This is a genomic window from Deltaproteobacteria bacterium (assembly GCA_016875225.1).
In the GTDB taxonomy this organism is placed as follows: domain Bacteria; phylum Myxococcota_A; class UBA9160; order SZUA-336; family SZUA-336; genus VGRW01.
Genome location: VGRW01000096.1, coordinates 1 through 11,804, shown reverse-complemented (window position 1 = coordinate 11,804; position 11,804 = coordinate 1). Strand labels below are relative to the sequence as shown.

Sequence of the window (11,804 nt, the reverse complement as noted above, 5' to 3'; positions counted from 1 at the left end):
GCGCTCGGTCGCGAATGCGAGCGCCTCGCACAGACCGAGTCCGTCGCCGAAGCTCGGGCAGTAGATGCCGGCGAAACCCCGGCGCTCGATCTCGCGCGCGAGCTCGAGCGTTGCTCGGCGGCGACCCGGGACGGCGGCAAGGCTCACGGCCGGAAGCGCTGCGGATGCCATGGGGATCCTCCTCGGCGCAGTCTACGCGCTCCGCACGGGTGGCGTCCCTCCGGGTCGGCTCTTTCGAGAGCAAGCTCAGTGTTGTCGGTCGGTTCGATCGCCAGTTGCCCATCCGAGCCGGCGCCGGGTCGAGGCAGGGCAGCGAGCCTCCCCAAAGAGCACCCGAGTCGCTCTCCATGCGGCCGGTATCTCCGCAAACGGAGTCGCATCCGACGGCAAGTCCGCGGCGAAGATTTCTGTAACGGAGAACACGTTTCCGGATATGATTCGCTTCTAGCCAGACTTCGTTGGGTCCGTTGTTGCCGTTGGATTTGGCGTGCCCCGCGAGCTGGTGACCGTTGCATTTCCTACCCCCCGCCGAGATCGATCGCGTTGGCATCTCGCTTGCGAGAGTCGAGCGCGCGCCGCGGGCAATTGGAGCAGGGTCGCCGGGCGCGTTGCGGGGCGAGCGGGAGTGGTGAGATGAGGATCGCGATTCTCGGCGGTGGCGTCGCCGGGCTGGCGTGCGCGCACTACCTGGCCAAGGCCGGGCACACCCCGGTCGTGCTCGAGGCGTCCGGATGGGTCGGCCGGCTCGGGGCGCCGATCGAGCACGGCGGCCTGCGGCTCGACGGCGAGGCGCACCTGCTCCGGAACACCGACACCGCGCTGTGTGGATTGCTCGGCGAGCTCGGCGGCCTCGGGCGCGTGAGCTGGCGCATGACGAGCTCGGCCGTCGCCGTGGGCGATCGACACTATCCCGTGTCGACCGCGCGCGAGCTGATCCGCTGCCTGGGCCTGAACCGGGTCGACCGGGTCCGCGCGGCGCTCGGATTCGCGTACGCGACCAAGCTGAAGCGCTACGCGTTGCACCTGGACACCGTGCCGGTCTCGGAGTGGCTGGCGCGGATCTTCGGCCGGCACGTGTACGAGACCTGCTGGCGACCGCTGCTCGAGAGCCGCTTCGGCGAGTACGTGGACGAAGTTCCCGCCTACTGGGCCTGGCGGCAGTTGAACGGCTACCAGACCGGCCGCCGGGAGGTCTTCGGCCATCTTCGCGGCGGCGCCAGCTGGCTCGCCGAGCGACTGCGCCGCAAAATCGAGAAGGGCGGCGGCGAGGTGCGACTGCACGCGCGAGCGACCGCGGTCGAGACCACCGGGACCCACGTCGGCGTCGAGATCCACGGCAGCGAGGAGCGCTTCGACAGCGCGGTCTTCGCGCAGCCGCCGGGCGATCTGGCCAAGATCGCCCGCCCGCGCCTGGCGCGCGAGCTGCCGAACCTGGACGTGCCGTACCAGGGCCGCGTGACGGCGCTGCTCGTGTCTCGTCGCAGTCTCGGCAGTCAGTACCGGACCACCCTGGTCGGCCGGGGACTCGCGTTCCAGACCGTGATCGAGGCGACGCGCGTGATGTCGAGCGAGTCGCTCGAGGGACGGCACCTGATCTACCTGCGCGGCGATTGCGGCCCGCACACCGACACGTTCAACCTTCCCGACGACGTGCTCGGCAAGCAGGCGATCGACACGATCAAGTGTTGGTTTCCGGCGTTCGATCCCGCGGCGATCGAGGGCGTGTACGTCACGCGCGATGCTCACGCGGAGCCGATCACGCTGCTCGGCCAGCTCTCGCGCCGCCTGCCGACGCGCATCCCGAACACGCGCGTGCTTCTGTGCAATTCGGCGCAGGCGTACCCGCGCCGCGTCGGCTGGGATGCCGACGTGACGCTCGCTCGCGAGACCGCCGCGGCCGCCGCCGCCGTCCTTTAGCCGCGAAGCGCCCCGGCACCTGGTCCCTGAGAGGAGGCTTCGATGTCTGCCGTCCTGGTGAAGTCGTTCGCGCTCGTCGGTGCCGGCCGCGCCTCGCGGGACTGGCTCGAGCTGCTGCCGGAGTTCCCGGAGCTGTCGCTCGAGGCGGTGGTCGATCCGGACCCGGAGCGGAGGCGCGCGATCCCGGCGCGGGGCTTCGCGAGCGTGGCCGCGATGCTCGAAGCGGGCCGCGTGCCGCGCATCGCAGTTCTGTGTACACCGCCGTCGCTGCACCTCGAGCTCGCCGAGCCGCTGCTGCGCGCCGGTGTCGACCTGCTGGTCGAACCTCCGCTCGCGACCACGCCCGCCGACGCGGACCGGATCGCGGAGATCGCGGAGCGGCTGGATCGCTGCGCCGTCACGGGCGGACGCCTGCGCACGTCGGCGGCCGTCGCGGCCTCCCGAGCCCGGATCGACGCCGGCGAGATCGGCCGGCTCTGCGCGGTCGAGGTCTCGCTCGGCGTGAAGCGCGACTCGAGCGAGGGCTGGCGGGGCGACCCCGCCCTCTCGGGCGGCGGGGTCTGGATGGAGCTCGGGCCGGACGCGCTCGACGTCGCCGAGGCCTTCGCGGGTCCCGTCCGGCGCATCCGCATTCTCGAGGCCGCGAGCCTTCAGGGCGCAGACGTCGAGGACGAGGTTCGCGTCGAGACCACTCACGACTCCGGCATCGTCGGGCTGCTCCGCCTGTCCTGGAACGACCTGCCGAGCCGGCCGATCGCGCGCTGCATCGGCGATCGCGGCGAGATCGTGCTCGGCAGCGCGCAGACCCTGCTGCGCCGCGAGAGCGGCCGCGAGGAGGTCATCTCGGACGAGCTCGGCCCGGTCTCGATGTGCGCCGCGCTGTTGAACGACTTCCTGCGCGAGTGCCGGGGTCGCGAGCGGCGCGTGGATTCGGGCGCGCAGACGCTCGCATGGATCCACGCCGGCTACCGCAGCCTGACCAGCCGGCGCTGGGAGCTGGCGTGAGCGAGCCCGCCGGCTACGGGCGCTGGATCAGCTCGATCTTGTAGCCGTCCGGATCCGCGATGAACGCCAGCACGGTCGTGCCGTGCTGCATCGGGCCGGGCTCGCGCGTGATCGCGACACCCGCTTCGCGCAGGCGCGCGCAGGTCTGGTAGATGTCCTCGACCGCGATTGCGACGTGCCCGTAACCCGTGCCGATCTCGTAGCGGCTCGTGTCCCAGTTGTGCGTCAGCTCGAGCGTCGCGGATTCGGACTCGTCGCCGTAGCCCAGGAACGCGAGCGTGAACCGCCCGCCCGGAAAGTCGCGCTTGCGCAGCAGCTTCATCGATAGCGGTCCGGTGTAGAACGCGAGCGATCGCTCGAGATCCCCGACGCGGAGCATGGTGTGCAGGATCCTCAACGACCCGCTCCCGTCCGCGATGCCCGCGACGCGACGATGCGATCGAGCTCGACCTTCAGCCGCACCAGCACCTCGTCGTAGCCGAACGCGCCGAGCCGCTCGCCGCCGCGCTTCAGGTTCACGGCGCGCGGGCCGCACCAGAGGCCGAGATCCGCGTCGTCCGTCTCGCCGGGGCCGTTCACGCGGCAGCCCATGACCGCGATCGTCACGTCCTGATCGGCCGCGTAGCGGGTCAGCTCACGAACCTTCTCCGCCAGCTCCACGAACGCCTCGTTCTCGACGCGCGAGCAGGACGGGCACGAGATGATGTTCAGACCCGAGAGCTCGGGCACGGAGCGGAAGCGCCCCGCCTCGACGTCGGCGAGGATGCGCAGCGCGACCAGGACCTCTTCGTGCTTGCGGTCGTTGGGCAGCGTGAGGGAGACGCGGAGCGTGTCGCCGATCCCGCGCGCGAGCAGCTTCTCGAACGCGATCCGCGTCTTGATCTCGCCCATCGGCAGCAGCCCCGCCTCGGTGACGCCGAGGTGCAGCGGTACGTCGGGGCGCTCGCGGCTGAAGCGCTCGTTCGCCTCGACCACCTTCGCGGGGTCGGAGTCCTTGAGCGACACGACGAAGTTCGTGAAGCCGAACCCGTCGAGCAGCGCGCAGTGGTCGACCGCGCAGGCCACCATCGCGCCGATCGAGTCGCCCGGAAAGCGCTCGTCGTACTCCGGCGCGACGGAGCCGCAGTTCACGCCGACGCGGAGCGCGCAGCCCGCGCCGCCCGCGACGTCCGCGAGCCAGGCGACCTTGTCGCGCGTGCTGCGGCCGCGCTCGTGGTGGTGCAGGTGTCCAGGGTTGTAGCGCAGCTTCGCGATGTGCTTCGCGACCGCGGAGGCGAGTCGGTAGCTCTCCTGCAGGTCGACGACGAGCGGCACCGGCGTGCGCGCGTGGATCTCGGCCAGGGCTTCGGCGTCGGCCTTGCTGTCGACCGCGACCCGCACCAGCCCGGCTCCCGCCGCCGCCAGCGCCTCGGCCTGCGCCACCGTGGCGGCGACGTCCTGCGTGCGGGTCGCGCACATGCTCTGGACCGAGATCGGCGCTCCGCCGCCGATCGCGACCGGGCCGGCCTGCACACGGCGCGTTCGATTGCGGGGGGTCTGCGCGCTCACGGCCAGACCGTAGCACGGGCCCGGTCGCCGCCGCCGGGCGTTCGGATCCTGACACCCCGGCGCCGGAATCAAGACGCTTCGCGGCGCGTCCGTCGTCAGGATGGCGCTCGTGTCGCGTCTGTCGCGGGCACGCGGATTGCTGTTCCGGGCCGCGAAATGAGTTCGAACGGCCCGAGGATCCTCCTGATCGGCAGCACCTATCGCGCGGTCTGCGTGCTCGAGCGACTGCTCGAGCGCGGCGACCGCGTGGTCGCGTACATCGGCCTCGAGAGCGATGCCCCGCGGAGCTTCGGTCCGGAAGCGCTCGAGCTCTGCGATCGGGCCGGCATTCCCGCGCGCAGCGGTCAGAAGCTCGGCGAGGAGATCGTGCGCTGGCTCGAGGATCGGATCCGCCCGGATCTGGCGGTGGTGCTCGGCTCGGCACACGACGTCCCGCTTCAGATCGCGGGAAACTGCCGGCTCGGCCTGATCGAGGTGCTCGACCGCTTCTCGAGTCCCGGATGCCCCGGCATCGTCCTGCGCCAGCGCGGCCAGGAGGTGCTGCGCCGCGAGCTTCCAGCGCTCGAGCCCGGCGCCGACGAGTCCGACGCGTATCAGTGTATGGTCGAGGCGGCGATCGAATGCCTCGCCGAGTTCCTCGATCGGCTCGTGCCGGCGCGCGCCGAGGCGCCTGTCTCCGTACCGTTCGCGGGTCTGCACGATTCCGGCGGCCGCCTCTCGCGCCTGGTCGCGCGCCCGGATCCCGGCGCCGAGACCGAGGCGCTGGAGCGCGAGGTCGCCGAGTATCTCGGCGCGGATCGCGTGCTCGCGCTGCGCTCGCCGGGCGAAGCGTTCCTGGCTCTCTCGGGCGCGATCGGCCTCGAAGCGGGCGACGAGGTGATCGTGCCCGCCGTGATCTCCGCCGTCGCGATCGAGTCGCTTCGCGCGGCCGGCCTGCGGCCGGTCTTGGCCGACGTCCATCCCGAGCGCCTCACGCTCTCCGCCGCCGCGGCCGCCGCCGTGATCGGCGAGCGGACGCGGGCGATCCTCGTCGCGCATCCGCTGGGGCAGCCCGCGGAGCTCGACGCGCTCTACGGCCTGGCCGAGGAGCGCGGTCTCGAGATCTTCGAGGACGGCGGCGAGAGTCTCGGCGCTCGCTTCGACGACTCGCGGCTCGGCCGCAGTCCCTGCGCCTGCATCTTCCGACTGCCGCTCGGCGCGCACGCTCCTGGCTTCCGCGTCTGTCTCGTCGCGCTGCCCGAGCCGCTCGCGCTCGAGCTCGAGCCGCGGCTCCGCGAGCAGCGCGTGAGCGACGGGCTCGCGGCCAGCGCACGCCGCGCGCTCTCGCACTGGGAGGATCGCATCGCGGCGCGCCGCCGGATCGCGAGCGCCTACTCCGCGGAGTTCTCGCGCTACGACGCGTTCCGGGTGCCGCCCACGCCCGAGCGCGCGCTCTCGACCCACTCCGACTATCTGCTGCGCCTCTCGCGCTTCGCGCGCACCGGCGCCGACGACCTCGCGAAGCTCCTGACCGAGAGCGGGATCGAGACGCGGCGCCTGCGCCTTCCGCTCACGGAACGGGAGCTCGCGAGCCTTCCCGCGGCCGAGCACGCGCGCGCGACCGGCCTGCTGCTGCCGATCGACGAGAGCCTGACCGACTCGCAGCGCGACCGCGTGCTGGACGAGATCTTCGGCTTCGCGATCGGCTGAGTCAGACCGGCGAGAGCCAGGAATCGTACTTGCGGTCGCGGCCGTGCACGGCGTCGAAGAACGTGGACTGGATCGTCTTGGTGATCGGCCCCCGAGCGCCCTCTCCGACCTGGCGATCGTCGATCTCGCGCACCGGCGTGAGCTCCGCTGCCGTCCCGGTCAGGAACACCTCGTCGGCGCAGTACAGCTCGTCGCGCGTGAGGCTGGTCTCGACCACCTCGATGCCCTTGTCGCGCGCGATCCGGATCACGGAGTCGCGCGTGATGCCCTCGAGCACCGACACCAGCGGCGGAGTCTTCACTACGCCGCGGCGCACGGCGAAGATGTTCTCGCCGCTGCACTCCGCGACCAGGCCGTTCGTGTCGAGCATGATCGCCTCGTCGTAGCCCTGCCGCGTGACCTCGCGCTTGGCGAGGATCGAGTTCACGTAGTCGCCGCAGGTCTTCGACTTCGTCATCGACACGTTCGGGTGGTGGCGCGTGTACGAAGACACCTTTGCGCGGATCCCGCGTTCCAGCCCCTCGTCGCCCAGGTACGCGCCCCAGGGCCAGACGACGATCGCGAGCTGCGGCGGGTTGTCGCGCGGCAGCAGCCCCATCGCGCCCGCGCCCAGGTACACGATCGGGCGGATGTAGCCCTCGGCCATCCGATTGGCGCGAAGCGTGTCGAGGATCGCTGTCTCGACCTGCTCGCGCGACCAGGGCATGGCGATCTCGACGATCTTCGCCGACAGGTGCAGCCGCTCGACGTGCTCCTTCAGCCGGAACACGGAGCTGCGACCGTCGTCGCCGCGATAGCAGCGGATGCCCTCGAAGACCCCGAGCCCGTAGTGCAGCGTGTGGGTGAGGATGTGGACGTTGGCTTCGTCCCAGGCGATCAGCTTCCCGTTCAGCCACACGAGCTCGGTCTTCTCGACGCCCACTACTTCTTCTTCCTTCCGAAAAGCCGGCCGGCGATCGTGTCCTCGCCCTTGGCGCGCCGCAGCTGCAGAAGTCGGATCTCGCGCAGCGCCTCGACGTGGTTGGGCCGGACCTCGATGACCTTGCGGAACATTCTCTCCGCTTCGGCCGCGTCTCCGCAAGCCTTCCGGATCTGGCCCAGGTAGAAGTAGCCGCTCGGCGACTGCGGAGCGAGGGCGATGCCTTTCTTCAGGTGCATGATTGCGGCATCGGGAGTGCTCTCGCCCTGATCCTGCTGCTTCAGGAACGTGATCCAGCCGCGCAGCGAGTGGAACTCGCCCTCGTCCGGGTCGAGCTCGAGCGCCCAGCGCAGGCACTCCAGCGCCGCGTCCCACTCCTTGCGACGCAGGGCCTCCTCGGCGCGCCGGAACTGCTGCTCGGCGGTGAGGATCCGGCCCACCGCGGCGCGGTCGGCCGACGCATCGCGCGAGCTGCGCATCTTGGCGGTGTAGCTCGCGCGCGAGTCGGGGTTGCCGAGCGCCTCGTGCGCCTCGGCGATGCGCGCGAAGACCTTTCCCGCGAGCTCCAGGAGCTCCGGCGCGCGCCGGCCGATCTTGTCGGGGTGATGGACCTTCGCGAGCGCCATGAAGGCCTTTCGCACCTCGTCGTCGCTCGCGTTGGCTTCGAGACCGAGGACTTTGAAGTGGTCCGCGCCCTCGAAGCGTTCGAGCGCATCGTTCAGCCTTCCCTGGAGCTCGACCGCCGCGGCGCACGGGCCGACGCCCGGAAGCAGACCGCTCGGCGCGGCGCGATCGGAGCGCAGATCGAGCGCGCCGATCATCCAGAGCGCGTACAGCGTGGCGCCGTGCGCGCTCATCAGGCTGCGCACGGGCTGAGGTCGCGCGACCGCCTCGTAGAGATTCGCGACGGCGCTCTCGTTCTCGCCGTCCTCGAGATGCAAGGTCTCCTGTGAAACCTCGCACTCCAGGAAGGGCTCCAGGCGCTTCGCAATCACCGCCGCGTTCACGCGCCCGGCTCCCTGGAGCACGACCCGGCGCGGGGTCCAGCCCGAGAGCTCGGAGGAGAGGCTCATCGCCCGTACACCGGTCTGTGTCCACGAGCGGCCTTCGCCCCAGCTGAAGATCTCGAGCAGCTTGTCGCCGGCCTGCGCCTCGAGCGCGGCCGCGAGCTCGCGCTCGCCGATCGCGCCCATCTGGATCAGGATCTCGCCCTGGCGCTTGCCGGTGGCCTTGGACTGTCGCAGCGCCGCCTCGAAGACCTGCTCGTCGATCAGTCCGGACTCGCGCAGCCGCCGGCCGAGCGACTCCCGCGCCAGGTTCGAGCGCACGGCAAACGGGCGGCCGGCGTCGAGCACGACGACCTTGTGCCGCTTTCCGAGCTCGAAGTGGACCGCGCCGCTGGCTCGCAGCTGCATCGCGCTCCAGAGCACCTCGATCGCCGGCGTCTTCGCCAGATCGACCGCGTCGCGCGGCGCTTCGCTCTTGGTCGTCATGGGCCGGCCGATCAGCCGCGAGACCCGGTCGAGGAGCTCGGTCGTCTCGAACGGCTTCTCGAGAAACGCCTTGGCGCCGGCGGCGATGACGCTCTTCGCGGGATCGGCGCCTCGGAAGACGCCGCTCATCGCGATGATCGGGATCGAGCGCGTCGCCTCGGCCGCGCCCAGCGTCGCGATCACGCTCTGGCCGTCCTTCTTCGGCAGAAGCAGATCGATCAGGATCAGATCAGGCGCGGCCTTCCCAACGGCTTCGAGCGCCGCGATCCCGTCGTGAACCTGCCGGCACTGGTAGCCGGCCTGCTCCAACACCTGCCCGAGCGAACGGGCGAGCGCGCGGTTGTCCTCGACGATCAGCACTTCCAAAGGCGACGGGCTCCTCGGATGACCGGTCCGGTTGCATTCGAGTCATCGGCCTTCGGCGGCGCGCCGTTGAGCCGCCAGGCCCGGGCCGAACGGGGGCCTCAGAGCGCCGCGCTCCGTGACGATCGCGGTCACGAGTGTGGCGGGCGTCACGTCGAAGGCGGGGTGCAGCGCGATCACGCCCTCGGGCGCGATCCGCCTCCCGCCGATCTGCGTGACCTCGTCGGAGCTGCGCTGCTCGATCGGAATCTCGCGCCCGCTCGGCGTGGCCAGATCCACCGTCGACAGCGGCGCTGCGACATAGAAGGGCAGGCGATGCGCCTGCGCCAGAACCGCCAACGAGTACGTACCGATCTTGTTCGCGACGTCGCCGTTGGCCGCGATCCGATCCGCGCCGACGACGACCGCGTCGATCTCGCCGCGCGCCATCAGCGCGCCGCCCATCGCGTCGGTCAGGAGCCGGACCGGGATTCCGTCGCGCAACAGCTCCCAGCTCGTGAGCCGCGCGCCTTGCAGGAACGGGCGCGTCTCCTGCGCCAGAACCAGCGAGAGCCGTCCCATCCGCATCGCGCTGCGGATCACGCCGAGCGCGGTCCCGTAGCCCGCGGTCGCGAGCGCCCCGGCGTTGCAGTGCGTGAGCACGCGCGCACCGGGCGGCAGCAGCGCGGCGCCCGCGTCGCCGATCGCGCGGCAGCTCGCGACGTCCTCGTCGTGGATCCGCTGCGCGAGCTCGCGCGCAGTCGCGCGGAGCTCGGGCGCAGTCGCGCCCGCGGCGATCCGCGCGCCGAGCTCGCGCGCCATGCGCTCGAGCGCCCAGGCCAGGTTGACGGCGGTCGGGCGCGTGCGCGCGAGCCGAGCGCACGCGCGCTCGAGCGCCTCGCGAATCGCGGCGTCGGGTGCGCGCGCGAGCTCGACCGCGATCGCCATCGCGGCGGTGACTCCGATCGCGGGCGCGCCGCGCACGGCCATGTCCTCGATCGCGCGGGCGATCTCGTCCGCGCTGTCCAGCCGCAGGTAGCGCTCCTCCGCGGGGAGCAGGCGCTGATCGAGAAGCTCGACCGAATCGCCCGCGAGTCGCACCGTGAAGAAGCTCGAATCGGCTATTTCTTCTTCCCGCCCAGGATGTTCCCGAGCAGGCCCTCGACGGCTTCGGAGGCTCCCGGGCCGAGTGTCTTGTCGATCTTCTCTCGCACCTTCTCGTTCTGGCCGTACGCGAGCGCGAGCGCGGCGAGCGTCTTCTGGTCGAGCTCGACCCGCGGCGCGTCGAGCGTGCCGGTGATGCGCGAGATCGGGATCACCCGCTCCTTCGCGCGCTTCTCGCCCGCGATCTCGGCGTCCGCCTCGCGCGAGAGCACGATACGGCCGGAGAGGTCGAGGCTGCGGTCGCCGATCCCGACCGAGCCGCGCAGGAACGCCTTCGCGTTCTGGTACACGAGCTCCAGGTTCTCGGTCGAGACCCGGCCGTCGGCGATCCGGTAGTCGGCGGAGAGCTGCTCGAAGCGCTCGTCGTCGTAGCGCGAGAGATCCCGGCCGCTCGAATCGGCCGCGATTCCGGGCAGCGCCGTGAGCGTGCCGAGCACCGACTTGGCCAGCGAGAAGCCCGCGATGCGTCCCGGACGGATGTCGACCCGCCCGGTCCCGGCGAGCGCCGCGACGTCCGCGCTCGGAGCCGAGAGCTGTCCGTTGGACGTGAGCGTGCCGTCGACCTCGCTGCGCCCGGAGAGCGCGGCAAGGAGCGCGCCGAGCTGGCTGTTTGCCGTGTCGTAGCTCGCGGCCATCGCCCCCGACTCGAGGTCGTAGGTCGCGTCGATCGCGATGGTCTGATCGCCGACGACGGCGCTGCCGTTCTCGAGCACGAGCTTGGTGCCGAGCGCGCGCAGCGGCCCGGAGACCCGGATCGGGCCGTGCTCGAGCGTCGTCTCCACGGAGTCGAGCGCGGCGTTTCCGGTGATGCGCAGCGGGTCGAGCTGCACGTCGAGCGACTCGACGTGGAAGCGCCCGGAGAGCGGCGGTCGATCGGGCGGTAGCAGCTCGCGAAGCGAAGCCAGGTCGATCGCCGACCTGCGCACGAGGATGTGCCGCGGGCGCTTGGCGAGCTCGAGGCCGAGCGGGATCACGTTCGAGCCGATCTTCACCAGCGCCTCGCGCACGGACGAGAGGTTCGGCTCGTCCCCGAGCGCGCCGGTGACCGAGAGCGGCGTGCGCTTGGGCTTCGCGAAGACGCCCGTCTTCTCGACGCGCGTGTCGCTGAGATCGAACGAGTAGCTCTCGCCCAGCACGGCGTGACCGCGCGCGGGTCCCGAGACGACCAGGTCCTGCGCGCGCACGAGCAGGTCGGGCACGTCGACGTTCGCCTTCGCGGCGCGAAGCCGGCCGCCCGCGACCTCGACCTCGAACTCGCCGCGAGCCCCACCCGAGATCTCCTGCGCGACGCCGAAGCGGCTGCGCAGCGCCGCGAGATCGGCGCGGAACTCGCCCTCGGCCGCGATCTCGGGAGATTCGCCCGCAAGACCCGAGACCCGCGCCTCGCCATTGCGCAGCTCGCCGAGCCCCGGAAGGTCGATGTCGAAGCGGAAGGTTCCCGTGCCGTCGAGCGAGAGCCGGCCGGAGACGTCGCCGTTCTCGATCAACCACGGTCCCGCTTCGACTCTCGCGTCGTGGATCGCGATCCGATCGACGGCCAGGGCCAGCCCGTCGGTGGGTCTCTTCTCGGCCGGCTGTCCCTTCTCGGGCACTGCGGGCTCGGCCGGCGCGCCGGGTTTCGCCGCAGCCGGAGCGCTCTCGGTCGCGGGTCCGGGCAGGATCGGTCTTCCGGATCGGTCCAGCGGCACGCGCACGCGCGGCGACTCGACCTCGAGCGCGCGCAGGGG

General features: G+C 71.4%; 9 protein-coding genes. 3 read left to right on the top strand and 6 right to left on the bottom strand.

The window, feature by feature from the left end; translation table 11 throughout:
* The first annotated feature begins 249 nt into the window (after positions 1 to 249).
* Together FJ108_16250 and FJ108_16245 are read left to right on the top strand one after the other, a co-directional pair.
* Complete coding sequence (locus FJ108_16250) at positions 250 to 1,917, top strand: hypothetical protein (GenBank protein ID MBM4337438.1); 1,668 nt, start codon at positions 250 to 252, stop codon at positions 1,915 to 1,917.
* Between the two features lie 42 nt (positions 1,918 to 1,959).
* Positions 1,960 to 2,922 carry a Gfo/Idh/MocA family oxidoreductase gene (locus tag FJ108_16245; protein ID MBM4337437.1) on the top strand — a complete coding sequence of 321 codons (963 nt, stop codon included), beginning with the start codon at positions 1,960 to 1,962 and terminating at the stop codon, positions 2,920 to 2,922.
* Positions 2,923 to 2,935: 13 nt separating this feature from the next.
* Here the strand turns inward: FJ108_16245 and gloA are convergent, their stop codons facing one another.
* Together gloA and ispG are read right to left on the bottom strand one after the other, a co-directional pair.
* A complete protein-coding gene (gene gloA, locus FJ108_16240; GenBank protein ID MBM4337436.1) occupies positions 2,936 to 3,319 on the bottom strand; it encodes a lactoylglutathione lyase in 384 nt (127 codons plus the stop codon).
* Positions 3,316 to 4,470, bottom strand: coding sequence for a (E)-4-hydroxy-3-methylbut-2-enyl-diphosphate synthase (gene ispG / locus FJ108_16235; GenBank protein ID MBM4337435.1), 1,155 nt, complete (start codon positions 4,468 to 4,470; stop codon positions 3,316 to 3,318). The genes gloA and ispG overlap by 4 nt, the downstream gene beginning before the upstream one ends.
* 156 nt (positions 4,471 to 4,626) lie before the next feature.
* Here ispG and FJ108_16230 point away from each other — a divergent pair, with 156 nt between their 5' ends.
* The gene (locus tag FJ108_16230) at positions 4,627 to 6,159 is read left to right on the top strand and encodes a hypothetical protein (GenBank protein MBM4337434.1); all 1,533 of its coding nucleotides are present in this window, start codon (positions 4,627 to 4,629) and stop codon (positions 6,157 to 6,159) included.
* Between the two features lies 1 nt (position 6,160).
* Here the strand turns inward: FJ108_16230 and FJ108_16225 are convergent, their stop codons facing one another.
* The 4 genes from FJ108_16225 to FJ108_16210 all read right to left on the bottom strand — a co-directional run.
* On the bottom strand, positions 6,161 to 7,081 hold the full coding sequence (locus tag FJ108_16225; GenBank protein MBM4337433.1) for a branched-chain amino acid transaminase: 921 nt from the start codon (positions 7,079 to 7,081) through the stop codon (positions 6,161 to 6,163).
* Entirely contained in the window at positions 7,081 to 8,937 is a 1,857-nt protein-coding gene (locus FJ108_16220; GenBank protein ID MBM4337432.1) for a response regulator, read from the bottom strand. Before FJ108_16220 ends, FJ108_16225 begins: the two co-directional genes overlap by 1 nt.
* Positions 8,938 to 8,979: 42 nt before the next feature.
* Positions 8,980 to 10,038: an S-methyl-5-thioribose-1-phosphate isomerase gene (gene mtnA / locus FJ108_16215; protein MBM4337431.1), complete on the bottom strand. Its 1,059-nt coding sequence runs from the start codon at positions 10,036 to 10,038 to the stop codon at positions 8,980 to 8,982.
* Positions 10,035 to 11,804, bottom strand: a 1,770-nt coding sequence (locus FJ108_16210; GenBank protein MBM4337430.1) for a hypothetical protein, incomplete at its 5' end; no start/stop codon positions are given. The genes mtnA and FJ108_16210, both read right to left, overlap by 4 nt.